This is a genomic window from Streptomyces sp. NPDC029296 (genome assembly GCF_055569255.1).
The window spans coordinates 1-24,513 of record NZ_JBVHXT010000007.1; the positions used below are offsets into that span (position 1 = coordinate 1).

The 24,513-nt window shown below is 74.1% G+C and carries 21 protein-coding genes and 1 pseudogene; 9 read left to right on the top strand and 13 right to left on the bottom strand.

All coding sequences use genetic code 11. From position 1 onward, the window contains the following. The coding region (locus ACZ4W9_RS07875; protein WP_467934205.1) for a hypothetical protein at positions 1 to 196 on the bottom strand (196 nt) is incomplete at its 3' end. A 553-nt stretch (positions 197 to 749) separates the two neighbouring features. Here ACZ4W9_RS07875 and ACZ4W9_RS07880 point away from each other — a divergent pair. The 5 genes from ACZ4W9_RS07880 (at position 750) to ACZ4W9_RS07900 (ending at position 6,913) form a co-directional block, all read left to right on the top strand. Further along, the gene (locus ACZ4W9_RS07880) at positions 750 to 2,039 is read left to right on the top strand and encodes an extracellular solute-binding protein (protein WP_467933955.1); all 1,290 of its coding nucleotides are present in this window, start codon (positions 750 to 752) and stop codon (positions 2,037 to 2,039) included. A 130-nt stretch (positions 2,040 to 2,169) separates the two neighbouring features. Next, a complete protein-coding gene (locus tag ACZ4W9_RS07885) occupies positions 2,170 to 3,174 on the top strand; it encodes a carbohydrate ABC transporter permease (protein WP_467933957.1) in 1,005 nt (334 codons plus the stop codon). Positions 3,175 to 3,187: 13 nt separating this feature from the next. Next, complete coding sequence (locus ACZ4W9_RS07890) at positions 3,188 to 4,102, top strand: sugar ABC transporter permease (protein ID WP_467933958.1); 915 nt, start codon at positions 3,188 to 3,190, stop codon at positions 4,100 to 4,102. Between the two features lie 83 nt (positions 4,103 to 4,185). Then, positions 4,186 to 5,850, top strand: coding sequence for a glycoside hydrolase family 13 protein (locus tag ACZ4W9_RS07895; RefSeq protein ID WP_467933960.1), 1,665 nt, complete (start codon positions 4,186 to 4,188; stop codon positions 5,848 to 5,850). Between the two features lie 25 nt (positions 5,851 to 5,875). Next, positions 5,876 to 6,913 carry a LacI family DNA-binding transcriptional regulator gene (locus ACZ4W9_RS07900; RefSeq protein WP_467933961.1) on the top strand — a complete coding sequence of 346 codons (1,038 nt, stop codon included), beginning with the start codon at positions 5,876 to 5,878 and terminating at the stop codon, positions 6,911 to 6,913. 67 nt (positions 6,914 to 6,980) lie between these two features. On the opposite strand, the gene ACZ4W9_RS07905 is transcribed toward ACZ4W9_RS07900, so the two are convergent. Then, positions 6,981 to 7,322 carry a hypothetical protein gene (locus tag ACZ4W9_RS07905; RefSeq protein WP_467933963.1) on the bottom strand — a complete coding sequence of 114 codons (342 nt, stop codon included), beginning with the start codon at positions 7,320 to 7,322 and terminating at the stop codon, positions 6,981 to 6,983. A gap of 383 nt (positions 7,323 to 7,705) precedes the next feature. On the opposite strand from ACZ4W9_RS07905, the pseudogene ACZ4W9_RS07910 reads away from it, so the two are divergent. After that, positions 7,706 to 8,026 (top strand): annotated as a pseudogene (locus ACZ4W9_RS07910) (SpoIIE family protein phosphatase); the annotation flags it as partial. An 83-nt stretch (positions 8,027 to 8,109) separates the two neighbouring features. On the opposite strand, the gene ACZ4W9_RS07915 reads toward ACZ4W9_RS07910, so the two are convergent. From ACZ4W9_RS07915 to ACZ4W9_RS07930, 4 genes are read right to left on the bottom strand one after another with little or no spacing between them, the layout of a single operon-like run. Beyond that, on the bottom strand, positions 8,110 to 9,117 hold the full coding sequence (locus ACZ4W9_RS07915; RefSeq protein ID WP_467933965.1) for a DUF5914 domain-containing protein: 1,008 nt from the start codon (positions 9,115 to 9,117) through the stop codon (positions 8,110 to 8,112). Continuing rightward, positions 9,114 to 10,145 (bottom strand): phytoene/squalene synthase family protein, encoded by a 1,032-nt coding sequence (locus tag ACZ4W9_RS07920; RefSeq protein ID WP_467933966.1) that lies wholly within the window; start codon positions 10,143 to 10,145, stop codon positions 9,114 to 9,116. The genes ACZ4W9_RS07915 and ACZ4W9_RS07920 overlap by 4 nt, the downstream gene beginning before the upstream one ends. Beyond that, positions 10,142 to 11,809, bottom strand: coding sequence for a phytoene desaturase family protein (gene crtI / locus ACZ4W9_RS07925; RefSeq protein WP_467933967.1), 1,668 nt, complete (start codon positions 11,807 to 11,809; stop codon positions 10,142 to 10,144). The genes ACZ4W9_RS07920 and crtI overlap by 4 nt, the downstream gene beginning before the upstream one ends. Beyond that, positions 11,806 to 13,119 carry a polyprenyl synthetase family protein gene (locus ACZ4W9_RS07930; protein WP_467933969.1) on the bottom strand — a complete coding sequence of 438 codons (1,314 nt, stop codon included), beginning with the start codon at positions 13,117 to 13,119 and terminating at the stop codon, positions 11,806 to 11,808. The genes crtI and ACZ4W9_RS07930 overlap by 4 nt, the downstream gene beginning before the upstream one ends. 299 nt (positions 13,120 to 13,418) lie before the next feature. On the opposite strand from ACZ4W9_RS07930, the gene ACZ4W9_RS07935 reads away from it, so the two are divergent. Genes ACZ4W9_RS07935 through ACZ4W9_RS07945 form a run of 3 tightly spaced genes read left to right on the top strand, consistent with a single transcriptional unit; the run spans position 13,419 to position 16,971 of the window. After that, entirely contained in the window at positions 13,419 to 14,672 is a 1,254-nt protein-coding gene (locus ACZ4W9_RS07935) for a lycopene cyclase family protein (RefSeq protein ID WP_467933970.1), read from the top strand. Then, entirely contained in the window at positions 14,669 to 15,397 is a 729-nt protein-coding gene (locus ACZ4W9_RS07940) for a class I SAM-dependent methyltransferase (protein ID WP_467933971.1), read from the top strand. Before ACZ4W9_RS07935 ends, ACZ4W9_RS07940 begins: the two co-directional genes overlap by 4 nt. Further along, a complete protein-coding gene (locus ACZ4W9_RS07945) occupies positions 15,394 to 16,971 on the top strand; it encodes an FAD-dependent oxidoreductase (RefSeq protein WP_467933973.1) in 1,578 nt (525 codons plus the stop codon). The genes ACZ4W9_RS07940 and ACZ4W9_RS07945 overlap by 4 nt, the downstream gene beginning before the upstream one ends. A gap of 158 nt (positions 16,972 to 17,129) precedes the next feature. On the opposite strand, the gene ACZ4W9_RS07950 is transcribed toward ACZ4W9_RS07945, so the two are convergent. The 7 genes from ACZ4W9_RS07950 to ACZ4W9_RS07980 form a co-directional block, all read right to left on the bottom strand. Continuing rightward, positions 17,130 to 18,074, bottom strand: a complete 945-nt coding sequence (locus ACZ4W9_RS07950) for an SDR family oxidoreductase (RefSeq protein ID WP_467933974.1) — start codon at positions 18,072 to 18,074, stop codon at positions 17,130 to 17,132. A gap of 432 nt (positions 18,075 to 18,506) precedes the next feature. Beyond that, complete coding sequence (locus ACZ4W9_RS07955; RefSeq protein WP_467933975.1) at positions 18,507 to 19,520, bottom strand: isopenicillin N synthase family dioxygenase; 1,014 nt, start codon at positions 19,518 to 19,520, stop codon at positions 18,507 to 18,509. 53 nt (positions 19,521 to 19,573) lie between these two features. Beyond that, positions 19,574 to 20,812: a glycosyltransferase family 2 protein gene (locus ACZ4W9_RS07960; protein WP_467933977.1), complete on the bottom strand. Its 1,239-nt coding sequence runs from the start codon at positions 20,810 to 20,812 to the stop codon at positions 19,574 to 19,576. A 129-nt stretch (positions 20,813 to 20,941) separates the two neighbouring features. Then, the gene (locus tag ACZ4W9_RS07965) at positions 20,942 to 21,850 is read right to left on the bottom strand and encodes an SDR family oxidoreductase (protein WP_467933978.1); all 909 of its coding nucleotides are present in this window, start codon (positions 21,848 to 21,850) and stop codon (positions 20,942 to 20,944) included. Next, the gene (locus tag ACZ4W9_RS07970) at positions 21,847 to 22,908 is read right to left on the bottom strand and encodes an ROK family protein (protein WP_467933980.1); all 1,062 of its coding nucleotides are present in this window, start codon (positions 22,906 to 22,908) and stop codon (positions 21,847 to 21,849) included. Before ACZ4W9_RS07970 ends, ACZ4W9_RS07965 begins: the two co-directional genes overlap by 4 nt. Next, positions 22,905 to 24,074 carry a glucose-1-phosphate adenylyltransferase family protein gene (locus ACZ4W9_RS07975; protein WP_467933981.1) on the bottom strand — a complete coding sequence of 390 codons (1,170 nt, stop codon included), beginning with the start codon at positions 24,072 to 24,074 and terminating at the stop codon, positions 22,905 to 22,907. Before ACZ4W9_RS07975 ends, ACZ4W9_RS07970 begins: the two co-directional genes overlap by 4 nt. Next, positions 24,071 to 24,496 (bottom strand): hypothetical protein, encoded by a 426-nt coding sequence (locus ACZ4W9_RS07980; protein ID WP_467933982.1) that lies wholly within the window; start codon positions 24,494 to 24,496, stop codon positions 24,071 to 24,073. Before ACZ4W9_RS07980 ends, ACZ4W9_RS07975 begins: the two co-directional genes overlap by 4 nt. Positions 24,497 to 24,513: the final 17 nt, after the last annotated feature.

Consider the following 24,513-nt stretch of genomic DNA (forward strand, 5'->3'; position numbering starts at 1 on the left):
ACAGCAGCTGGGTGGAGGCCGCGCCCGCGACGCCGTTCCAGGCGACGGTGTCCCGGTCGATCCAGACCGCCTTGGAGGTGGTGAGGTCGAGGGCGCTGGAGGCTGTCCCGACGGAAGCGTGGGCGACGGCCCGGGGGAGTGCGGCGAGCGGCTGGAGGAGGGCGGCGACGAGCAGGGCGCCCGTGACCGCCGCCACGCGCTCCCTCCGCTTGCCTCGTCTTCCCCGTACGACCTGGTGGGGCGGGCGCTTCGCGGGCGCCGGCCGGTTGTGTGTCACGAGCGCGGACTCCTTGTGTGCCGAGGGACAGGGTGGGCGCGACCGTAACCACGAGCGGCCTGTTACAGCAAGAGACTTGAAACAATCAGCAAAATTCTTCACGACTGCTGTCGATGGTTCATCAGATGTGGTCGAGCCGCCCCGTCGTGCCCAGGGGCGCGTTGCCGACGGGGCTCTTCCGGCCGGGTGGCGTGCCGCCGGTCACCCGGGTGGCGCAGGGGGTGTCCGGAAGGCGTCGCCATACCAACTGAGCTGCACGAACGTGCCCGTTGTGCGGAAGGTTCGCGCAACTGTGGCCGCGTGTAACAAAGTTGTCACGCCCCGGGAACCGTGAAGGAATCTGCCTGCAACGTCTTTCGCAAGAGATTGCAACCTTGTATGTTCAACTCGCGCCCGGCGGCCGTCGGTTGAGACACACGGCACCCCGGCCCTGCTCCAGGGATGTTCCGGGCACCCAGATCAAGGAGTTGCTATGCGACGTGGCATATCGATCGCCGCCGCGGTCACCGTGGTCGCCCTCACCGCTTCCGCCTGCGGTGGCTCGGGTGGCGACTCATCCGGCAAGCCGAAGAACCCCGAGGACATCTCCGGGACGATCACGTACTGGGACACCTCGGACGCCGCGACCGAGGCCCCGACGTACAAGGCTCTCATCAAGCAGTTCGAGAACAAGTACCCGAAGATCAAGGTGGACTACCAGAACGTCCCCTTCACCGACATCGAGCAGAAGTTCAAGTCGGCTGCCAAGAGCGGCAAGGGCGCCCCCGACGTCGTCCGCACCGACGTCGGGCTGATGGCCGAGTACGCCGAGCTGGGCTACATCGCCCCCCTCGACGGCACCCCGGCGCTGAAGGACACCGACGACTTCAGCTCGGTCCCGCTGAACACGGCCAAGTACAAGGGCAAGACCTACGGCGTCCCGTCGGTCACCGACACCCTGGGCCTGCTGTACAACAAGAAGCTCCTGAAGCAGGCCGGCATCGCCGAACCCCCGGGCACCTGGGACGAGTTCATCGCCGACGCCAAGACCATCAAGGAGAAGACGGGGGCCTACGGCACCTACCTGAACCCCGACTCCTACTTCCTGCTCCCGCTGCTCTACAGCAACGGCGCGGACCTGGCCGACCCCGCGGCGAAGAAGATCACCATCAACGACGGAGCCGCCGTCAAGGCCCTGACCACCGCGAAGAGGATCAACGACGAGGCGTCGATGAAGGTCGACTTCGCGAACGCCTATCAGAACATGCAGGCCGCCTTCAAGAACGGCAAGGTCGCCATGCTGATCCAGGGGCCCTGGTCGGTCGGCGACGACCTGAGCGGCACGGCGTTCAAGGACGACGAGAAGAACCTCGGCTTCGCGCCCGTCCCGGCAGGCGCCGGCGGCAAGGCCCAGGCCCCGACAGGCGGTCACAACCTCACCGTGTACCAGGGGTCGGGCAATCTGGACGCAAGCTACCTGTTCACGCAGTTCATGACGTCGACACCGAGTCAGATCGAGATCGCCAAGGGAACCGGCACCCTGCCGACCCGCAAGTCGGCCTACACCGGTGAGGTCACCGGGGACGCCAAGATCGCCGGCTTCCAGCCGCTCCTGGAGAAGACGGCGCGTGCCCGCGTGGCCCTGCCGCAGGCCGGTTCGCTCTTCACGCCCCTGGCCCAGAACTACGTGAAGATCCTCCAGGGCGACGAGTCGGTCCAGGGCGGCCTCGACACCACCGCCAAGGAGTTCCAGAAGCTCCTGAAGGGCTTCTCCGTCGGCTGAACCGCGGCGCACACCGCCCGACGGTAACCGAAGGACACGCAGCCCCGGGGGAATCCACTTCCCCGCTGCCGCCCCGACCGGGGCTCCCCCGGGGCTGCGGTACCACCCGACTTCGCCCGCGAAAGAGCCGATGAGTATGACGACCGCACCGAGCACCGGAACGACCGACGAGACAGCCCGCGACCACCGGAAACCACACCGCGCACGGAGTACGGCACTCAGACGCGCATGGGAGAGGTACTGGTACGCCTGGGCCATGGTGGCCCCGGTGGCCATCGTCATCGCCCTGCTGGTGCTGTATCCGCTCGGATACGGCTTCTACCAGTCGCTGACCGACGCGAACGAGTCCAACGTCGCCACCACCATCGGCGCCTTCCACCGCCCCGCCACGTACGACTTCGTGGGCCTCGACAACTACTGGCACGTGCTGTCGGGCGCGGACGGCGACTTCTACCCGCGGCTGGCGTGGACGGTCGTGTGGACGGTGTCCTGCGTCGTCCTGCAAGTCGGTCTCGGCATGGGACTCGCGGTGCTGCTCAACCGCAAGATGCGCCTGCGGGGTTTCTACCGCGCGATGCTGATCCTGCCGTGGGCCGTCCCGTCGTTCATCGGCGTCTTCGCCTGGCGGCTGATGCTCAACTCCCAGTACGGGGTGTTCAACGAGATCATCCAGGCTTTCGGCCTGCCCGCGCAGAACTGGCTCGGCTCCCCGCTGTCCCAGAAGATCGCCGTCATCATGGTCAACGTCTGGATCGGCATCCCCTTCAACATGGTCGCCGTGCTGGGCGGGCTCCAGTCGATCCCCAAGGAGCTGTACGAGGCGGCCGAGATGGACGGCGCCTCGCCCTGGCAGCGCTTCGTCAACGTCACCCTGCCAGGACTGCGCCCGGTGTCGAACACCGTGATCCTGCTGGGCTGCATCTGGACGTTCAACATGTTCAACGTCATCTATCTGCTGCTGGGCAACAACACCACCGGTGACACGGACATCCTCGTCACCTTCGCCTTTCACAAGGCGTTCAACGGGGTCTCGGACTACGCGGGAGCGGCGACCTACGGGATCATCATCCTCGCCCTCCTGCTCGCCTTCTCGACCTTCTACCGCCGCAGCACCCTGAAGTCCGAGCAGGCGTGAAGGAGCCATCGTCATGACCGCAGCAACGCACGAGACCGCCACCGCGCCCGAGGACACCGTCCCGCCCCCCGCCGCCGTCCGCCGGACCCGCAGGGTGCGCGGCCGGGAGGAGCGGGGGCTCGGCGCCTCCGTGGCCCTGCACGGCACGCTGATCCTCGCCACCGTGATCGCGGCCTTCCCCGTGGTGTGGGTGTTCTTCATCTCCCTGGGCCCGAAGAACGCCTGGCAGCAGCCGGGCGAGGTGCTGTCCCACCTCGGCTTCCACAACTACAGCGACGTACTGGCCCATTCGGACCTGCTGCAGTGGTTCCTGAACACCGTCATCGTGGCGGCCGGCACCACGGCGCTGGGCGTCTTCCTCGCCGCGACCGCCGGCTACGCCGTGTCCCGGATGCGGTTCCCGGGCAGCCGGCAGCTGATGTGGGTCTTCCTGGTCACCCAGATGTTCCCCAGCATCGTCCTCATCGTGCCGCTGTACCTGCTCATGGCCGAACTGCGCCTGCTCGACAACTACCTCGGACTGATCCTGGCCTACGCGACCACGGCGGTGCCGTTCTGCGCCTGGATGATGAAGGGCTACTTCGACACCATCCCGAAGGAGATCGACGAGGCCGGACGAGTGGACGGACTGACTCCCATCGGCACCTTCTGGCGGCTGATCGTGCCACTGGCCCGCCCCGGTCTCGCGGTGACGGCCTTCTACAGCTTCCTCACCGCCTGGGGCGAGGTCGCCTACGCCACGCAGTTCATGCAGTCCGACCACTACACGCTCGCCGTCGGCATCCGCACCTTCGCCCAGGACCAGCGGCCCGACTGGGCGTGGACGTCGGCCACCGCGATCATCATCACCATCCCGGCCGCCCTCGTGTTCATGCTCGTGCAGCGCAGCCTCGTCTCCGGACTGACGGCCGGCGGCACCAAGTCATGACCGGCACCACCCCGGCCGGATCCCGGCGCCCGCCCATCGAGGACGCGCCTTCGCCGTTACTCTTCCACTCCCTGAGGGAATCCATGACCCAGCACGCCACCGACACCGTCGCCCACGAAGCCCCCGCCTTCGCCTCCCCGGACCGGGAGTGGTGGCGCGACGCGGTCATCTACCAGGTGTACCCGCGCAGTTTCGCCGACAGCGACGGCGACGGGATCGGCGACCTGCCCGGCATCCGCGCACGCCTGCCCTACCTGAAGAAGCTCGGTGTCGACGCCGTCTGGCTCTCCCCGTTCTACGCCTCCCCGCAGGCCGACGGAGGGTACGACGTCGCGGACTACCGGGCCGTGGACCCCATGTTCGGCACCCTCACCGACGCCTACGACCTGGTGGGCGACGCCCACGCGCTGGGGCTGCGGATCATCGTCGACTTGGTGCCCAACCACTGCTCCGACCAGCACGAGTGGTTCAAGCAGGCCCTGCGCGAGGGCCCCGGGTCGCCCCTGCGGGACCGCTTCCACTTCCGGCCGGGCAAGGGCGCCGAGGGCGAACTGCCGCCCAACGACTGGGAGTCCGTCTTCGGCGGCCCCGCCTGGACCCGGGTCGCCGAACCCGACGGCACCCCCGGCGAGTGGTACCTGCACCTCTTCGCACCCGAACAGCCCGACTTCAACTGGGACCACCCCGCCGTCCACGACGAGTTCCGCTCCATCCTGCGGTTCTGGCTCGACCTGGGCGTCGACGGTTTCCGTGTCGACGTGGCACACGGCCTGGTCAAGGCGGCCGGCCTGCCGGACGTCGGCCATGCCGAGCAGGTCAAGCTGCTCGGCACGCGGCCGGTGCCGTACTTCGACCAGGACGGCGTGCACGACATCTACCGCGGCTGGCGGCGCATCCTCGACGAGTACCACGGCGAACGCGTCGCCGTCGCCGAGGCATGGACCCCGACCGTGGAACGCAGCGCCCTGTACCTGCGCCCGGACGAGCTCCACCAGGCCTTCAACTTCGACTACCTGGGCGCCGGCTGGGACCCGGCCGGACTGCGCGAGGTCATCGACCGCTCGCTGCGCGCCATGAACGCCGTACACGCGCCGGCGACCTGGGTGCTGTCCAACCACGACGTGGTACGGCACGCCACCCGACTCGCGGAGGGAGACCCGGCGCGCGGCCTGCGCCGGGCCCGTGCGGCGACCCTGCTGATGCTGGGGCTGCCCGGCTCGGCCTACATCTACCAGGGCGAGGAACTCGGCCTGCCCGAGGTCGTCGACCTGCCCGACGAGGTGCGACAGGACCCCGCCTTCTTCCGCACCACGGGCCAGGACGGCACCCGCGACGGCTGCAGGGTGCCGATCCCGTGGTCCGGCCAGGTGCCGCCGTTCGGCTTCGGCCCCGTCGAGGGCGGGCCGGCCTGGCTGCCGCAGCCGGCGGACTGGACCCACCTGACCGTCGAGGCGCAGGAGGGTGACCCGGCCTCCACGCTGGAGTTCTACCGCCGGGCACTCGCCGTCCGCCGCGAGCACCCGGCGCTGGGCGCGGGCCGCCAGATCACCTGGCTGGACGCCCCGGAGGGGGTACTGGCGTTCCGCCGCGACAGCGAGCACGGCTCCTTCGTCTGCACGGTCAACTTCACCGACGCTCCCGTCACGCTGCCCACGCCCGGCACGCTGCTGCTGGCCGGCGCCGACGTGGAGCCGGGCGCCGGCACGACGGCACTGCCCGGGGAGTGCGCCGTCTGGTGGGCGGCCTGACATGCGCCCGGTACAGACCGTCCCCGTGACGATCCGGCTCGCCGACATCGCCGCACAGGCCGGGGTGAGCGAGGCGACCGTCAGCCGGGTCCTCAACGGCAAGCCGAGCGTCGCCTCCGGCACCCGCCAGGCCGTTCTCGCCGCGCTCGACGTGCTGGGCTACGAACGCCCGGTACGGCTGCGGCAGCGCAGCGAGGGCCTGGTCGGCCTCATCACCCCCGAGCTGGACAACCCCATCTTCCCGGCGCTCGCGCAGGTCATCGGGCAGGCCCTCACACGGCAGGGTTACACCCCGGTGCTCGCCACCCAGACGCCCGGCGGGTCCACGGAGGACGAACTCACCGAGATGCTCGTGGACCGCGCGGTGGCCGGCATCATCTACGTCTCCGGGCTGCACGCGGACACCACCGCCGACACCGGGCGCTACGCCGAACTACGCGCCCAGGGCGTGCCGTTCGTGCTCGTGGACGGCTTCTCGGCAAAGGTACAGGCCCCGTTCATCTCGCCCGACGACCGCGCGGCGATGTCCCTGGCGGTGGCCCACCTGGCGTCCCTGGGCCACACCCGGATCGGCCTGGCCGTCGGCCCCCGGCGCTTCGTGCCCGTGCAGCGCAAGATCGAGGGCTTCGTCCGCGCGGTACAGGACCAGCTGGGCCTGCCGCCGGACGTGACCGAGTCGACGCTGATCCAGCACTCCCTCTACAGCCTCGAGGGCGGCCAGGCCGCCGCCGCGGCCCTCATCGACCGGGACTGCACGGCGGTGGTCTGCGCCAGCGACATGATGGCCCTCGGGGCGATCCGGGCGGCCCGGCAGCGCGGCATGGAGGTCCCGCGCGACTTCTCCGTCGTCGGCTTCGACGACTCGCCCCTGATCGCCTTCACCGACCCGCCCCTGACCACGATCCGCAAACCCGTGCCCGCGATGGGCCAGGCCGCGGTGCGCACACTGCTGGAAGAAGTCGGCGGCACCCCCGCACCGCACAGCGAGTTCGTGTTCATGCCGGAACTGGTGGTACGCGGCTCGACAGCGTCGAAACCGAAGCTCCGCCACCACGCCGCCTGACCCGACGGCAGGGGGCTGCTCCCCGTGCGGGGCGGCCCCGATCCGCTGTGTCGGCCGGCCGGGTGCGTCAGGAGAACGGCAGCGGGCCGGACAGCAGCCAGGTGGCCGCCGCCGCTCCGCTCACCCAGGCCGTCGTCCAGCCCGCCCAGGCCCGGCCGGAGAGACTCCGGGCCGCCTGCGCGGCCTCGGAGGCGAGGACCACTCCGCAGACGAGTGTGAGGAACAGGTCGTCCCAGACGAGTTCCGGCCGGCCGATGACCAGCCATCCCGCCGCGCACCCCGCCAGCCCGGCGGCCATGTGGCGCCACGGTGTGGACTCGGCGGGTGCCCGTGACGTACGTCCGCGGTGCACAAGGATCAGCGCGATGTCCGCGAGGACTGCCGCTATCGCGATCAACCAGCACTCCATGGTCGGAAGGTGCGGACCCTGTTCCGGTGCCGGGCCCCCGGCACTGCCGCGACAAGATCATCAGTCGGGCTATGGAAGCATACATTGCATGATTTCGACCATTTCATGGGTTTGGGGAGCGAGGTGGTCGAAGGCCCGCCGACGGCTTCGGCCGTGTATTCGGGAGAGGCCCGCGGGGAAGTCGGGGTGGGGGGAACCGGGAGGTGTCCGCGGTGCGCGACGAGGGCGTGGTTCTGGACGAGGTGCTGCGGGCGGCGGAGGACGCCGCGCCGGTGGAGTCGGTCGACGTGATCGCCCGGAAGCTGGAGGAGCGGTTCTCGGCGAGCGAGGTCTCGTTCTGGCTCGTGGACATGCTCGGCCAGGAAGCCGTACGGCTGCCCAGGGATCTGGTCATCACGGTGAACATGCCCTTCGGGGTGCCCGCCCCGGTCACCTACGAGGTACAGCGGCTTCGTCTGGAGCCCGGCGACCGTCTCGTTCTGATCACCGATGGCATGCACGAACGCGCGGCCGCCGCAGTCGACCTCCCCTCCCTCCTGTACACCACTCGCGACGAGCACCCCCGCGAAGTGGTCCGGGCCCTGACCTCGGCGGTGCACGAGGCGTGCGGAGGGGCTCTGCCCGACGATGCCACCCTCCTGGTGCTCGACTGGCACGGCGGCCGTTCGCCCCAGCGCCGCACGAGCGGCGGCTCCGACACCTGACCCGGCAGACCCACTCCGACGGCCGATGAGGGAGTCCGGCGGCCGGGACCCGGCGGCGCGCCGCTACGGCCGGCCCGGGCCGCTCAGCCCGGAAAGCGGCCCGTGGACCGCAGGTGCCAGCGCCGCTCCGCGTAGGCCAGGTCGTCCCGCCACAGCCGGCCGGCCGTGGCGCGTACCAGAGGGCGCAGCAGCGGTGCGGCCCGGCGGGCGGCGGCGAAGCCCGGGCGGGGGGAGACGGCGACCACCGCCTCGATGACGGCGGTGCGGGGCCGGCCGGCCTCGTCCGGGCCGAGCGGGGTGGCGTGGGTCTCCACGACGGAGCCCGCGCCCTCGCCCTCGGCGACGCGCATGACGACCGTGCGGGGTTCGGGCGCGGTGAAGACGGCGCGGACCGGCACGACCAGCCGGCCCGCCACCTTGAAGGACACGTCGACGGTCAGGGCGTCCGGGCCGTCCTCCACCGCGTCGGCCGGGTCGCCGGGGGTGTCCACCACGGTCAGGTCGACGAACGAGTAGGGGTGCAACCACGCGCCGTGCCACGGGTCGAGCCGGTTGGCGACCACGTCCTCGGGCTCACAGACACCCACGCCGGTGTAGACGGCCGTCAGGGCGCACGCGAGGTCGGGCCGGGACGGTACGACCGGCGCGTCCGAGGGCTCCTCGCCGCCCACCGCGTCCAGCCGCACCCACACCAGCACCCCGTCGTCGTGCACCGGCAGCGGCGACCAGCCCGCGTACGGCCCGCCGTCCAGCGCCAGTCCGTGCCAGTGACACACCAGCGTGCCGCAGCGCACCGGGCTGTCCCGCAGCGGTGCCCCCAGGTGCGGGCAGATCCCCGGCCCGCCGACGAGGCGGCCGTCGCGTCCCCGCCACACCACGATCTCCTGCCCCGCCACCGTCCGCGCCAGTTTGCCGTTCCCCCGCAGGGCGCGGGAGGCGCCGACGGCGTACCAGTTCCCGGACGGGCGGGCCTGTGCCCGCTTCAGCGCCCCGGCGATCAGCCCGGGCCGGGCCTCGCGCCAGGTGGGCCGCCGGCCTTCCCGGGGCACGGCGTGGCGGCGCAGCGACAGCGGCAGCCGACGGCGGCTCACGCGATTCCCCCGGCGGAACGGAGGGCCGTCGTCGGCGGGCGGGAGGCGGCGGGCAGGGCGCGGGCGCGGGCGGGCGGCCGGTGTGAGGGAAAGGCCCGCGCACGCAACCGGGCCGCCGCCACCCGCGCCAGCCCGTCGGCTGCGACCACCGCCCTGCGTCGCCGCGGCACCACCGACCGCCGGTGCAGCACGGTGTAGCCGTCGCGGGCGACGGCGTCCAGGATGCCGCCGTACAGGACGGCCGCGGTGCGGATGCAGGGCCGGGCCACGGGTTCGAGCAGCTCGATGCCGGGCACCGCCTCCCGGTACACACCGCGGGTCAGCGCCTCGAACTCCCTGAGCGCGGCGGTGACCCGCGGGTCTTGGCGGCCCGTGGCGCGGCTCCAGACCAGCAGGTCCCGGTCCACGCCGTGACCGGCGAGCAGGTCGGCGGGCAGGTAGACGCGCCCGCGGTCCAGGTCCTCGCCGACGTCCCGCAGGAAGTTGCTCAGCTGGAACGCGACGCCGAGCGCCGCGGCGTACGGCGCGGCCTCCTCGCGCGGCACCACCGTGCCCAGTACGGGCAGCATCTGGAGCCCGATCACCGCGGCCGAACCGTGCATGTACGCGCGCAGGTCGGCGTAGGTGGGATAGGCCGTCACCACCAGGTCGGAGCGCATGGCGGTCATGAAGTCACGGAAGTGGGCGTGGTCGATGGCGTAGCGGCGGGCGGTGTCGGCGAGAGCGCGCACCACCGGCTCACCGCTGCCGCCCCGCCACAGCCCCTCCGCCAGCTCCTCCCGGAGCCGGGCCAGCGCCCGCACCCGTGCGTCCGTACCGGCGCCGGGATCGAGGGAGTCGACGATGTCGTCGGCCCAGCGGGCGAAGCCGTACAGGGCGTGCACGGCGGGCCGGCGTGCGGCGGGCAGCAGCCGGGTGGCGAGGAAGTAGGTCCTGCCGTGCCGGGCGTTGAGGGCGCGGCAGTGGTGGTAGGCCGCGCGCAGTGCCGGCTCGTGGATCCCCGCCGCGTCCAGCTCTCGATCGGTCATCCTGTCCTGCCTTCGGTCGCGGGGGCCGTGGGGTCGGCCGGGGGGCTGCCCGGCGGCGGGGACCGCCGTACGGCAGCCGGGGAGTCCGGCGGTACCTGGGCGGTGGTGAGGGGGTGGGGAGGTTTCTCATGCGCTCGTGGGGCGGCGGCCGGGGAGGAGCGCGGGCGGCCGCCGCCGCGCCCGGGCACGCCCGTGACACGGGCCGCCGCCAGCTTCCCCGACAGCAGCACGGTCGGCACCCCGACGCCGGGCGTGGTGCCGCAGCCGGCCAGGACCGCGTTCTCCGTGCCGCGTACCAGGTTGCGCGGCCGGAACGGCCCGGTCTGCGCGAAGGTGTGGGCGGCCGAGAAGGGGGTCCCGGCGGCGTGCCCCCGCGCGTGCCAGTCGGCCGGGGTGACCAGGCACTCCTCCTCGATGGCGGCCCCGATGCCGTCCAGCCCGCGCCGTTCCAGCTCCCGCAGCAGCGTGTCCCGGTAGCGCGGCCCGAGGTCGGACCAGGCCGCCGCGCCCGGGCCGGTGTCGGTGTTGGGGCAGGGGGCGAGGATGTAGTGCAGGTGGCGGCCGGGCGGGGCGAGAGAGGGGTCGGTGGCGGTGGGGCGGGTGACCAGGAGCGACGGGTCGCTCATCAGGTTTCCGGCGCGGGTGAGTTCGTCGAAGGTGCTGTGCCACGCCGCGCCGAACGAGATCGTGTGGTGGGCGAGGTGGGACCAGGTGCGGTCCGTGCCGGCGTGCAGCACGACCGCGGAGGGGGAGTGGCGCAGTCCGAGCGGCCGGCGCGGCCGGCGGCCGAGCAGCCGGTAGGCGACGGGCAGGTCCGGGGTGAGGACGACCGCGTCGCACGGGATGCGGCCGGCGTCGGTGACGACGGCCGTGACGCGGTCGCCCGACCGCTCCAGACGGGTCACCGGCTGCCCGAACCGCAGCTCGGCACCGGCCGCGGCCGCCGCCTGCGCCATCGCCCGGGGCAGGGCGTGCATGCCGCCCCGGGGGAAGTACACGCCGGCGACGGTGTCCATGTAGGCGATGACCGCGTACGCGGCCAGCGCCCGCGCCGGGGGCACACCCGCGTACAGGGCCTGGAAGGAGAACACCCGGCGCAGCCGCTCGTCGGTCAGGAAGCGGCCGATCCGGGCGTCCAGGCGGCCGAAGCCGCCGAGGGCGGCCAGCCGGGCGAGATCGGTGTGGAGCAGACCGAGCGGCGAGTCGAAGTTGGCGTCGATGAACCGGCGCCGCTGCGCCCGGTACAGCCGCTGCAGCCAGTCGCGCAGCCGCCGGTAGCCCGCCGCCTCGGCCGCCCCGGCGAACCGCTCCACCTCCGCGGCCATCGCGTCCGCGCCGCTGTGCACGTCGAGGCTGCTGCCGTCCGCGAAGCAGGCCCGGTAGGCCGGGTGCAGGGGGATCAGCTCCACCCGCTCGTACAGGCTCTCGCCGACGGCGGCGAACGCCTCGTCGGCCAGGTCGGGCATGGTCAGCACGGTCGGCCCGGTGTCGATCCGGTAACCCGCCAGGTCCAGGCGCCCGGCCCGGCCGCCGGGCAGCTCCTCGCGCTCGACGACCGTGACCCGGCGTCCGGCGCCCAGCAGGTGCAGCGCCGCCGACAGCCCGGCGAGTCCGGCGCCGACGACCACCACGTGGTCCGTGCGGCCGGACACGGTGCGTGTCACCGTTCACCCCTCGCGCCACCGCGGGCACCGGCAGCGTGCGGGCCGCGCGCCGGCCGCGGACGTACGCCGCCCGCTTCCGGCCGTGCCCCCGCCGTGGCGAGCAGGAGAGCGCGCAGCGGCCCGGCGCCCTCCGCGTCGAGGACGGCGCAGTCGAAGTGCCGCAGCCCCTGCGCGGCCAGCCGGTCCACCTCGGCCTCCACGGTGGCCCGCGCGCCCGTCGCGACCAGCACCTCCCGCACCTCGTCCAGGCCGCGTTCGGTGAGGGCCGGGTCCCCGAGCCACCGGTCCAGGACGGCCGGTGCGGCACCGTCACCGGCGGCCTGCGCCCGCGCGCGGGCGACCGCGACCAGATAGGTGGGTTTGCCCTCCCGGATGTCGCCGCCGCACGCCTTGCCGGTCTCCCGCGGGTCGCCGAAGACGTCGTCCAGGTCGTCGCGCAGCTGGAACGCCATGCCGACACAGCGTCCGGCATCTCCCAGCCGGCGCAGCGTCACCTCGTCCGCGCCCGCCACGGCGGCCCCCAGGGCGAGGGGCCGCTCGACCGAGTACAGGGCGCTCTTCAGGCAGGCGGCGCGCAGCACGCGGGGCAGGGACGGGGCCGCGGTGATCTGGCCCTGTACGTCCAGGTACTGGCCCGCCACCATCTCCGTGCGCATGTCGCTCCACAGCCGTCGCACCAGCTCCCCCGTCCCGGGCGCCAGCGGTGTCTCCGCCACCAGATCGTCGGCCCAGGCCAGCGCCAGGTCCCCGGCGAGGACCGCCGCCGACTGCCCGAACCGCGCGGCCCGCCCGGGCCCGACCCGGTCGGCGTACCGGTCGGTCAGGTCCGTGTGCAGCGTGGGCCGGCCACGCCGCAGTACCGCCCGGTCCATCACGTCGTCGTGGACGAGCGCGCACGTCTGGAGCAGTTCCAGGGCGCCCCCGATCCGCAGCGCCACCGCCGCGGACGCCGGGTCCCGGCCGGCACAGGCCCGCGAGGCCCACCACACCAGCCGCGCGCGTGTGCGCTTGCCACCCTGGAGAGTGAAGCGTGCCACCCGTTCGGCCAGTTCCTCGGCGAACAGCGGATCCGTCAGCCGTGCGCGGCGCAGGCGCCGCGCCAGCACATGGCCGAGCACCCGGCCGACCGCGCCGGGTACGTCGGCGTCCGTCCGGCGCACCTCGGCGGGCCCGGCCGGCAGCGGAGCGCTCTCGCAGTCGCGGTGTCCTTCCTCGTCGTCGGCCACCGTCCCGTGCGGAAGCGACGCCACCGGCCCCGCCGCGCCCGGCGGCGCGGTCGCGGGGTGGTCCTTCGCGTGGGCAGGCCGCATCCCGGTTCCCTCCGTCGTGTCCGTATCCGTAGTGCCGTCACCCGTCCGCCTCTGCGCGGACGGACACGTGAACGCCCCGCGCGATCGCGGAGACCACCGGGGATCCGCCCCCTCCACCGTGCCGTGTCCGGCGCCCGACCGCGCGCCACCAGGGGGTGCCCTGCATCCGCCGGGGTACACAATCCGCGATACCGGGCCGGGGCGGCGTGTCCCCCGGCGGCCGGCCCGGAATCCGTCACGGCCGCGACGACCCGCGTCCGGACCGGAAGTACACCGGGGGACCGAGGAGAGGAGACGCCGTGCCGGACGCGGACGTGGCCGTCGTGGGCGCGGGCGCCGCCGGGCTGTCGCTGGCCCACCGGCTGGCGGGACACGTTCCCGGCCTGCGGACACCCTCCGTGGTGCTGGTGGACGCGCCGCCCGGCCCGCTGCGTCCACCCCCGCGGACCTGGTGCTACTGGGCGGCGGGAACGGGACGGTTCGACGCTGCGGTGCGGGCCGAGTGGCGGCGGCTCAGGGTGCGCCCGCGCACCGGCGCCCCGGTCGAGGGCGACATCGACCCGCTGCGGTACCGCATGATCCGCTCCGACGACTTCGAGCGCCTCGTCTGGCGGGACCTGGCCCGCAGCCCCAACGTGCGACGCCTCGAAGCGACCGTCGAAGCGGTGGAGGACGTGCCCGGTGGCGCCCACGTCCACCTGAGGGGCGCCGACGGCCGGACGCGGGTGCTCAGCGCCCGCTGGGTGCTCGACTCCCGCCCCCCGGGCAGCCTCCCGGCCGCCCGCACCACCCTGCTCCAGCACTTCCACGGCTGGTTCGTACGCACCGCCCGGCCCGCCTTCGACCCGGCCGCGGTGGAGCTGATGGACTTCCGTACCCCGCAGCCCGCCCACGGCCTGTCCTTCGGCTACGTCCTGCCGACCGGGCCGTGCGAGGCGCTCGTGGAGTACACCGAGTTCTCCCGGCGCACCCTCGCACCGGACCGCTACGAGGCCGCCGTGCGGCACTACGCCGACGAGGTGCTGCACCTCGGCGAACGGCGGGTCCTGGCCACCGAGACCGGCGTCATCCCGATGACCGACGCGCCGATCGCCCGGCAGACCGGGGCCTCGGTCTTCCGCGTCGGCGCCGCCGGCGGGGCGACCCGCCCCGCCACCGGTTACACCTTCGCCGGACTGCAACGGCAGACCAGGGCCGTCGCCGACGCCCTGCGCCGCGGCCGCCGCCCCGTGCCACCCGCCGCCCACCCGGCGCGCTCCCGCGCCATGGACGCCGTCCTGCTGCGCGCCCTGGACAGCGGCCGGGCCGACGGCCCGGACCTCTTCGGCCGCCTCTTCACCCGCGTGCCCATGGCACGGCTGCTGCGCTTCCTCGACGGGGACACCCGCCCGCACGAGGACCTGTCCATCGGCCTGCGTACGCCCGTCAAGCCGATGCTGCGCTCCGCGCTGGACCTGCCGCGCCTGCCCCGCCGCCCCTTCGACCTGCCCCCGCCGCCGCGTCCGCCGACGCCTTCCGCCGCCCCGCACCCGCCCCCGACGGAGACCGCATGACCCTCTTGCGCGACGAGCGCCTCGCCGCCGCCTTCGACCACGCCGCCCGCGGCTACGACACGCTCGTGGCCGCCAACCCCGGCTACCACGCCCACCTGCGCCGCTCGGTGCGCCGCCTCCGCCTGCCCGGGGACGGTGCGGGGCTGCGCCTGCTCGACCTCGGCTGCGGGACGGGCGCCTCCACGGCCGCGCTGCGGTCCGTCCTGCCCGCCGCCCGCATCACGGCCGTGGACGCCTCGGCAGGCATGCTCCGGCGGGCCGCGGCCAAGCCGTGGGCGGAGGGGGTGACCTTCGTGCACGCCCCCGCCGAGCGGCTGTCCGAGGCCGGGGTGTCCGGCCCGTTCGACGCGGTCTTCGCGGCCTATCTCCTCCGCAACGTCACCGACCCCGACGCCGTCCTCGCCGCCGTGCGCGGGCTGCTGCGGCCGGGCGGCCGGCTCGGCGTGCACGAGTACACCCTCCGCGGCCGGCGCGCGGACCGCGCGGTGTGGACGCTGGTGTGCCGGGGCGTCGTACAGCCCGTCGCGACCCTGCTGGGGGACGGGCCGCTGTACCGGCACCTGTGGCGCAGCGTGGTGGACTTCGACACCGCCGGGCGGTTCGCGCGGCGGCTCGACGCGGCCGGCTTCGACCGGGTCCGCGCCCTGCCGCTGCCGGGCTGGCAGACGGGCATCACCCACACCTTCGTCGCCCGCCGGGCGCACGCCCCCGGGCAGGACGCATGAGGACCCCGGGCCGGGGCGCCGCGCGCCGGGGCCGCGACCGGCGGGCCCGGGTCCTGCCCGCCCGGCCCGGCACCGCCCGCGTGCAGGGGGCCCCGCCGTCGGTGGCGGTGGTCGGCGCCGGCATCGCGGGCCTGGCCGCCGCCACCGCCCTCGCCGAGCGCGGGGTGGCCGTCACCCTGTACGAGAAGCGGCCCTATCTCGGCGGGCGGGTCGGCGGATGGCCGGCCGAACTGCGCGACGGCACCGCGGTGACCATGAGCCGCGGCTTCCACGCGTTCTTCCGCCAGTACTACAACCTGCGCGGACTGTTGCGCCGGACCGACCCCGGCCTCGAACGGCTCACCGCCCTGCCGGACTACCCGCTGCGCCACGCCGCCGGCCTGCGCGACAGCTTCCGGCACGTCCCGCGCACCCCGCCGCTCAGCGCGCTCGGTTTCGCGGCGCTCAGCCCCTCCTTCCGGCTCGCGGACCTGCGCGCCATGGACCCGCGGGCGGCCCTGCCCCTGTTCGATGTGCGCGTGCCGGAGGTCTACGACCTCCTGGACGGCACCAGCGGCCACGCCTTCCTGGACGCCGTGGGCTTCCCCGAAAGCGCCCGCCACCTGGCCTTCGAGGTGTTCTCCCGGAGCTTCTTCGCCGATCCGCGGGAGCTGTCGGCGGCCGAGATGGCGCTGATGTTCCACATCTACTTCCTGGGCTCCGCCGAGGGCCTGCTGTTCGACGTGCCCCGAGCCCCCTTCCCGGCCGCCCTGTGGGATCCGCTCGCCCGATACCTGGCCCGGCACCACGCCGAGGTGCGCACCGAAACGGCCGTCGAGCACATCGCGCCCACCCGGGACGGCGGATTCGTGGCCGCCACCGGCAGGGACGAGCGCCGCCACGACGGGGTCGTCCTCGCCCTCGACACCACCGGGCTGCGCTCGCTGGTCGGCCGCTGCGGACGGCTGGGCGACGCGCCCTGGCGGGAACGGATCGGGCGGCTGCGCACCGCCCCGCCCTTCCTGGTCAGCCGGCTGTGGCTGGACCGGCCCGTCGCCCCCGACCGCCCCGGCTTCCTCGGCACCAGCGGCTTCGGCACCCTCGACAACATCAGTGTGCTGGAACGCTACGAGGACGAGGCGGCCCGCTGGAGCGCGCGCACCGAGGGCTCCGTCGTCGAACTGCACGCCTATGCCGTACGGCCCGAAGCCGCCCGGGACGTCGAGGAGAAGCGCCTGCTCGATCAATTGCGCCGCGTCTACCCGGAGACCGGCCCGGCCACGGTCCTCGACGCCCGTCACGAGTGGCACGAGGACTGCCCCCTGTTCCCGGTGGGCGGCTACGGCGACCGACCCGCCGTCCGCACCCCGCACCCCCGGCTGGTCGTGGCCGGTGACCTGGTCCGCACCGGCCTGCCCGTCGCCCTCATGGAACGGGCCGCCACGAGCGGCTTCCTCGCGGCCAACGTCCTGCTGGAGGGGTGGGGCGTGCGGGGCCAGACGCTGTGGACGGTGCCGGACCGCGGGCGCAGTGCGCTCCTCAGGGCCCTGGCCACGTGGGGGCGGGCGCCCGCCGCTCGCGAACGAGCCGACTGACCGGGGGCGCCCCGTGCGGGCCCGGCCCGGGCACCGTGACGGCCGGCGGCGCCGCGTGCGTCAGGGGGGCGGGAGAACGTCGGGAGGTCGGCAAGCCGTTCCGGCGGTGAGGCGGGACCGCCACCGGGCGTCCCGGGCCGCCGTCGACGTCGTACGCGCTACCGCGGCGGGGTGGGCCGGTCCCGCGCCGAGGACGTGTACGCCTCCCAGTCGGCGCGTCCGCCCGCGCCCATGACCCCCGTGCCGGCCGCGAAGCCGGCGGCGGGCAGGCGGCGGGTCTCGCGGCGGGCCACGTGGGTGACGAGCGCGGGGAACAGCGGCCGCAGGGGCTGGCACCAGCGCAGCCAGGGCGGGGCGTAGATGTGGGCGGCGCGGCGTTCCACACCGGCCGCGAGCCAGTCGGCCACCTGCGCGGCCGTGTGCACCCGGCGGGCGAACCGCGGCTGGTGGGCGCGCAGGGCGCGCAGCACGGGGTGCTCGTCGAGGTCGGTGAGCATGTCGGTCGCGGTCCAGTGCAGGTAGGCGATGCCGACGGCGATCCCGTCGGGTTCGACCTCGCCGCGCAGGGCCTGGGCGAAGGACTCCGCGCCCGCCTTGGACGCGCAGTAGGCGCTCATCATGGGTGCCGAGCCGAACGCGGCGGTGGAGTCGATCTGGAGGAAGTAGCCGCGCGTGCGGGCGAGCTGCGGCAGGAAGGCGCGGGCGGTGTTGGCGGAGCCGACCAGGTTGACGTCGATGACACGCCGCCACAGGCCGGCGTCGGTCAGCCGGAAGGGGCCGCCGGCCGCGACGCCCGCGTTGGCGACGACCACGGACGCGTCCCCGAGCCGGTCCGCCACCTGCCGCGCGGCCTCGTCGAGTGCTTCGGGTTCGGTGACGTCGCACTCGACGCACAGGCTCGGGGTGCGGAGCGAGGCCGCGGCGGCGCGCAGGGTCTGTGCCTCGCGGCCGAGCAGGGCGACGCGCACGCCGGCGGCGGACAGGCGCCGCGTCAGGGCCTCGCCGACCCCGCGGGCCGCTCCGGTGACGACGGCGACGCGGCCTCGCAGGACCGAGCCGTGGGAGACCGCGACGCCGGGCCGCGGCCCTGGGGTGGGGGACATGGGCGTTCCTCGCTCCGGGCGGTGCGCGGGTGGCGCACGGAGCGTCGGCGGACGCCCGGCGCCGCCTCACGCACGGGTGACCACGAGTACCCGGGGCACGTCGTCGTACGCGCACGTCGGATCTCTAAGCCACGGCACCGCCTTACGGGCGGCGTGGGCGGCACGCACGGTGGACCGGACCGGACGCGTGGCAGCGATCAGCAGCGCCTCCCCCCTCCGGCAGGGACTCCAGCCGTGCCGGGGCCGCGTCGTCGTCGGTCCGAACGGCCGACGGCACTCGGCGCGCGGCCCGCTGGCCAGGCGGCGATCCGCCGCGGCGGCCGGTATACCTTCCGTTCGCGCTCCTCGGCACCCCTCGGCCACTGTTCCAGCAGGGCCGCCCCCCGGGCCGGTCACCGGACCCGGTCGGGGAGGCGGCGTCGCGGGGCGGGGTCAGCCGGGCAGGCTCACCGTCGCGCCGACCTTCTGCAGAATCGATTCACCGGCGATGACGGGGGACAGGCCCGCGCCCGCGCCCACAGGGACGGGCAACGGGACGATCTCGGCGTCGGGGTCGGTCTCGAAGAAGTAGACCAGGGACACCAGTTCCTCGTCCGGCGCGATGCTGCTGGGCGCGAGGACGCGGTGGCGCAGGGCCCGCCAGCGGCCGTCCGTCCACAACGACATGAGGTCGCCGAGGTTGACGACCAGTGTCCCCGGCTCGAAGGGCGGCTCGAACCAGCCGTCCTCTTCGTTCCACACCTCGAGGCCGCCGACGCCGGGCTGCCGGTCGAGCAGGGACAGCGTGCCGAAGTCCGTGTGCGGCCCGACCCGCATCTGACCCGGCTGCACCTCGCCCAGGCTGGTCAGGGAGGGGTACCAGTTGACGTTCTGCGTCCACGTGGCCCGCGCGCAGCGCGAGGTGAAGAAGTCCGCCGGCAGGCCGAGGACGTCGGCCAGCACTTCCATCACCTCGTGGGCGACGCGGGTCATGTGCCCGGTGTACGCCAGCACGGTCTCCCGCAGCGCGGGCCGCTCGTCCGGCCACTTGTTGTCGGGGTAGTACAGCGCGTCGAACGCCGCGTCACCGGTGCGGTGGCTCGGGCCGACGTGGAACGCCTCGTGCAGGTCGGACGTGTCGGGCTTGCCGTCCAGGGCGCCGACCTGGAGCGCGCCCAGTCCGCGCCAGCCGTTGTCGTAGGGGCGGCTGACCCGGTACCGCTCCTTGTCCGCACGCGGCAGGCCGAAGAAGGCGCGTCCCTCGGTGCGCATCCGGTCCGTCAGTTCCTCCGGCACCCCGTGACCGGCCAGCAGGAACAGGCCGGTCTGCCGCAGGACCGCGTCCAGGCGCGCGGCGATGGCGGCGCGCTGCGCGGAGTCCGCCTCCTTCCACTCGGTCAGGTCCAGTACGGGGATGTCCTGCGCCATGTCGGGCTGCCTTTCGTCGGGGTGGAGACCTGCTGCCATGCCGTCACCGCCGCCGTGCCGGCGCTGCCGGCCCGCGGGCGGTGTCGTGTCCGTCACCGCTCCGGACCCGCCGCGGCGTGCGTCCTCGCGAACCGCTCGATGTCGCCCAGGCCTTCCCCGGGCCCCCAGGTGAGTGCGGGGATGTGCGCGTTGATGAGTTCCCCGTCCTCGCGCAGCACGGCGGAGGAGGGGTGGTACATGTGCAGCAGGGGATCGCGGTACTGGTCGAATGCGGAATGCGTGTCCATGCGGTAGGCGAAGTCGTTGTCCTCGCCGCCCCAGCCCTCGAACCGTTCGTCCATGCCGCCGATGCGGTGGAAGGCGCTGGTGCGGACCCAGACACAGCAGCCGGGCGGCCGGCGCAGCACGAAGGCCCGCAGGCGGTCGGTGTCGACCTGGGGGGCGCCGCGCCCGAGGCGTTCCTCGATCGCCCAGGACGTCGCGGACTCGTCGAGGCACCACATGTCGCGGTAGCTGAGGTGCCCCATGGTGCCGCGCTCGCGGAAGCGTGCGGTGTTGCGGGCGATGAAGTCGCGGTCGACCAGCACGTCGGCGTCCAGGATGCACACGGCCTCCGGCCGGCCGGGCGCGTTGACCACGCCGACGTTCACCGCCCAGGACTTGTTGAAGAGCCCGTCCTTGCGGGCGAAGAGGTAGTGATCGGTGTACGGCGCGACGACGTCCCGCCAGCGCGGGGTGTCGTCGCTCTCCACGACCACGACCCGGTACGACGAGGCCGGCACCGACTGGTCGCGCAGCGACAGCAGGCAGGCCAGCAGGTTGCGCAGCCGGTGTCCGGGGCCGCGGTCGCGGAACGGTACGACGACGAGCGTCTCGGCGTCCCCGCCGGGCGCGGCGGGCGGCCGGCCGGCCGGGGCGCTGGCGGCGCCCAGGGAGCGCAGCCGTTCGGGCGTCACGCTCCCGTCCGCGCGGGGGCGGTAGTGGCGTCCCAGGTGGTAGCCGAGGCGGGAGTTGGTCTCCGCCTGCCACGCCTCGGCGAACAGCTTGCCGAGCGCCGGGACGGCGCGGTCGCGGGCCAGGTCGGTCAGCCGCCGGTGCAGGGTCGCGTGGGTGGCCGGGTCGGCCGGGTCGGCGCGCAGCGCCTCGGCCGCCGCGAGCAGTTCACCGTCCGGGACCCGGGCGACGGCTTCCGCCACCGCCTGGCGGTACGGCTGTCCGCGTTCCCAGTAGAAGATGCTGGCCTCACGTGCCTGGGGGTCGGCGTCGACCGCGAGGGTGGTGACGACGGCGTCGGCGAGCTGGTCCGGGTCGTCGGGCATCAGTGCGGGCACGGGTGTCCCTCCTCTTGGCATGGGTCGGTGGCAAGGGCCGGTGGTGAGCGCGCCGGCGGCGCGCCTCGCTTCCGGGCCGCACGAGGTCGTACGGAGCCGTGCGGGCGGCTCGGCGGCGAGCGGCCGGGGTCAGAGCGCGGCGGCGCGTTCCGCGCGGGCCAGCAGGAGGCGGGTGCCGTCGTGCACTCCGCGCACCCGGACGCCCGCCGTGGCCGGATGGACGGTGAGCAGGGTGCTGGCCAGGCAGGTGTTCTTGGGCCGGGACGCGTACCGGCCGAGGGCGCGCGGCTGCCCCGTCACCCGGTCCTCGGGCAGGCCGAGTCGGCGCGCGATGAGCCGGGCCCAGTCGGCACGGGAGATCCGCTCGGGCCCGCCCAGGTGCAGCAGTCCGGGCGCCGGTGCCGGGAGCACGGCGGCGGTGACGGCCGCCACGTCCTCGACGAGCACCGGGGTGGTCCACTGGTCGGTCGGGGCCGTGATGTGCTCTTCCGCGCGCAGCCGGTGCACGCAGGACGAGAAGTAGTTGAGCCACTTCGGGCTGGCGGCGGGCTCCCAGCCGTAGATCAGGCTCACCCGCAGCACCGTTGTCGCGCCCCGTTCGGCGAGGACCTGTTCGGCGGCGAGCTTGGCCCTGCCGTAGGCGTTGGCGGGGCGCGTCGGGGTGGTCTCGTCGGGGGCCTCGGCGGTGCCGTCGAAGACGTTGTCGGTGGAGATCAGCACGATCCGCCTGTCACCGGCCGCCTCCGCCACGACGCGTGCCGCCCCGGCGTGCCCGCGCAGGGCCTCTTCGGGGTGCTCCTCGCACCAGGTGACGTCCGACGGTCCGTGGACGAGGACGATCCGCTCGGCGTTCGTCGCGTCCAGGACCCGCCGGACCGCCGTCGGGTCGGTGACGTCGAGGGCCGACCACGGCGCCGGGTGCCCGGCATCCCCGGGCGGCGGTGTCCGCGACGCGATCACGGCCTTCTCACCGGAGCGCAGCAGGTGCGCGGCGACGGCCCGTCCGACGAATCCGCTGCCTATGACCAGGGTGCTCATACGCTGTCCTCCAGGACGGGGGTGGGGTGCGGGGACCGCCGGAGCATGCGGCCCATGCCGATCAGGCAGTGGTCGTCGTCGGCGGCGCCGAGCGCGAGCATGGCCCGGGTCTCGGCGCTGTCCAGGCCGAAGCAGCCCTGGCGGACCAGTTCGTCGCCCAGCAGGGAGACGAACCGCTCTCCCACGGCGACGGCGAAACCGCCGATGAACAGGTACCGCCGGATGCCGATGGCCGTGAACAGGCAGGTGACGGCCGAGGCGAGCGGGCGCAGCGCACCGCGCAGCGTCCGGGTCGCGAAGGGGTCGCCGGCGCGGACGGCCCGGGCCAGCGCCTCGTTGGTGATGCCCTCCGGACGGTGTCCGGCGGGAGCGGCGAGCACCGAGCGGGCGAAGGCCGGCGGGTCGGCCGCGGCGGCGCGGCGGGCCGCCCGCAGGATGCCGCGGCCGGAGGCGACGGCGCCGAGGTGGCCCCGGCCGCCGCAGTCGCAGGGCGCCGCGTCCTCGCTCAGGTCGACCGGCCAGTGCCCCAGTTCACCGCCGTGCCCCTGGTCGTCGACGAGGACCTCGCCGTGCCGGAAGACCTTGCTGCCGATGCCGGAACTGATGGTGATGAGGCAGAAGGGATCCGGTTCCGTCTCGGCGTAGCGCCAGGCCGCGGCGGTGATGTCGTTGGCGACCAGCACCGGCAGGCCGAGCCGCGCCGAGAGCAGGTCGCCGACGTGCACGGGGTCGGCCTCGCCGCCCCACAGGGTGGGGGCCGCGCGGACGACGCCGTCCCCGGCCATCGGTCCGGCGAAGGAGAGGCCCACCGCGCTCGCGCCCCGGCCGTCGGGCGAGTCGAGGTACTCCTCCAGCTCCCGGCCGAGCTGGTCCAGCACCCGGCGCTGCAGGGCACGGGCGGGCTGCGGGCCGTGCCGGCCGATGCCGTCGGTGGTGACCCGGCGCACCGCCTCGATGCCGTCGTCGGCCGCGATCCGGCCGATGCGCAGGGTGGTGCCGCCCAGATCGGCCACGACGTGACGGCGCGGGCCGGACGCGGCCCCGGGTGCGGCGCTCACGACGCCGTCCTGGCGGGGGCGGGCTCCGGGTCGCAGTGCTGCACGGTGCCGTCCTCCAGCACGATGACCGACTCCAGCCGCGCCCCGTCGGGTATGCGGGCCCCCGGCAGCAGCACGGAGTCCCGTACGGTCGCGCCCGTGCCGACGCGCACGCCGGGGTAGGCCACGCAGTGGTCCAGGAGACCGTGGTTGACGAGGTCGTCCCGGACGATGCTGGACCGGATGCCCGCGCCGTCCTCGACGAACCGGGGGAGGAGGTCCGGGCGCACGGTGAGCGGCAGGTCGGTCAGGGGCAGGGCGGGGGGCCGGCGCAGCAGTCCCCGGTGGGACCGGTGGTAGCGGTCGACGGTGCCGATGTCCTCCCAGTGGCTCTCGACGGCGTAGCCCCTCACGCGCTCACCGGCGGCCAGCATCGCCGGGATGACGTCCCGGCTGATGTCGTGCTGCCAGTCGGTGCGTCCCAGCCGGATCAGGTACCGGCGCAGGATCGCGGCGTCGAAGACGCAGAACGCGGCGAACACCAGGTCGCTGGTGGGGTCGGCGGGTTTCTCCACGAACCGGGTCAGGTCTCCGCCGGCGTCGAACTCGACCATGCCGAAGAGGTGGACGTAGCGCCGTTCGACGCGCTGGTACGACACGGTGAGCGCGGCCCCGGAGGCACGGTGCCGGCGGATCATGCCGCCGTAGTCGAACCGGTAGACGTGGTCGGCGTGCAGCACCAGGATCTCGGACGGGTCGCCCTCGAAGACGTGCTCCGCCTTGCTGATCAGGGCGTCGGCCGTGCCCCGTTCCCGCGGCCAGGTGCGCCGCGGCAGCACGGGGGGCGGCGCCCCGGGGGAGCGGCGGTACGCCTGGTCGTAGGGCCCGAAGTGCACGCGGAAGCCGGGCTCGCGGTTCCAGCCGGTGTGCAGGTGGTCCATGAGCCGGCGCTCCTCGTACTGGGAGAGCAGCAGCACGTCCCGGAAGCCGGAGCGGCGGGCGTTGGCGAGGCTGAAGTCGATCAGCCGGGCGGTGCCGCCGTACGGCACCAGGGGTTTGAGCCGGCCCCGCCCCAGGGGACCGAGGCGCCGTCCCTCGCCACCGGCCAGCAGGACCGCGCGGACCCCTTCCGTGTCCCGAGAGGCGTGCGGCGTCGGCGCGGTCATCGGTTCCGGCCGTACGTTCATGGTGACGGGGCCTTCCTGTGGGACGACGTCGGGAGGGGTGCCGTGCCCGTGCGGCCGGGACCGGCGGGGGAGGGGACCGTGGTGCGCCCGCCCAGGGAACGCCACCAACTCACGGTCACGCTGTCCGGGTCGAGGCAGGCGGGGATCCGCATCGATGTCCGCGCCCGCTCGAACGCGGCGATGGTGGCGTCGACGTCGTCGGTCTCCACCGTGAACAGGGCGAGGTGGCTGCCGGGCCCGGCCGGGGAACCCAGCGGGAAGTCGCCGCCCGCCTCGCCCGGGAGCAACTGGAGCCGCCGGGCGGAGACGAAGCCCGGGACCCGGAGCACCTCGTCGAGATGGAAGTCGTCGTACCAGCGGTGGTACTCGGCCTCCGCGCCGGGTCTCGGCCGGGTGTGCACCACCAGGACATGGGTTTCCATGCGTGCCCTTTCGGAGT

Bases quoted from the DNA above. Each gene is read 5' to 3' on its own strand.
- ACZ4W9_RS07880 (WP_467933955.1), top strand. From the start codon at position 750: ATGCGACGTGGCATATCGATCGCCGCCGCGGTCACCGTGGTCGCCCTC.
- ACZ4W9_RS07885 (WP_467933957.1), top strand. From the start codon at position 2,170: ATGAGTATGACGACCGCACCGAGCACCGGAACGACCGACGAGACAGCC.
- ACZ4W9_RS07890 (WP_467933958.1), top strand. From the start codon at position 3,188: ATGACCGCAGCAACGCACGAGACCGCCACCGCGCCCGAGGACACCGTC.
- ACZ4W9_RS07895 (WP_467933960.1), top strand. From the start codon at position 4,186: ATGACCCAGCACGCCACCGACACCGTCGCCCACGAAGCCCCCGCCTTC.
- ACZ4W9_RS07905 (WP_467933963.1), bottom strand. From the start codon at position 7,322: ATGGAGTGCTGGTTGATCGCGATAGCGGCAGTCCTCGCGGACATCGCG.
- ACZ4W9_RS07920 (WP_467933966.1), bottom strand. From the start codon at position 10,145: ATGACCGATCGAGAGCTGGACGCGGCGGGGATCCACGAGCCGGCACTG.
- ACZ4W9_RS07930 (WP_467933969.1), bottom strand. From the start codon at position 13,119: ATGCGGCCTGCCCACGCGAAGGACCACCCCGCGACCGCGCCGCCGGGC.
- ACZ4W9_RS07940 (WP_467933971.1), top strand. From the start codon at position 14,669: ATGACCCTCTTGCGCGACGAGCGCCTCGCCGCCGCCTTCGACCACGCC.
- ACZ4W9_RS07945 (WP_467933973.1), top strand. From the start codon at position 15,394: ATGAGGACCCCGGGCCGGGGCGCCGCGCGCCGGGGCCGCGACCGGCGG.
- ACZ4W9_RS07950 (WP_467933974.1), bottom strand. From the start codon at position 18,074: ATGTCCCCCACCCCAGGGCCGCGGCCCGGCGTCGCGGTCTCCCACGGC.
- ACZ4W9_RS07955 (WP_467933975.1), bottom strand. From the start codon at position 19,520: ATGGCAGCAGGTCTCCACCCCGACGAAAGGCAGCCCGACATGGCGCAG.
- ACZ4W9_RS07965 (WP_467933978.1), bottom strand. From the start codon at position 21,850: ATGAGCACCCTGGTCATAGGCAGCGGATTCGTCGGACGGGCCGTCGCC.
- ACZ4W9_RS07975 (WP_467933981.1), bottom strand. From the start codon at position 24,074: ATGAACGTACGGCCGGAACCGATGACCGCGCCGACGCCGCACGCCTCT.
- ACZ4W9_RS07980 (WP_467933982.1), bottom strand. From the start codon at position 24,496: ATGGAAACCCATGTCCTGGTGGTGCACACCCGGCCGAGACCCGGCGCG.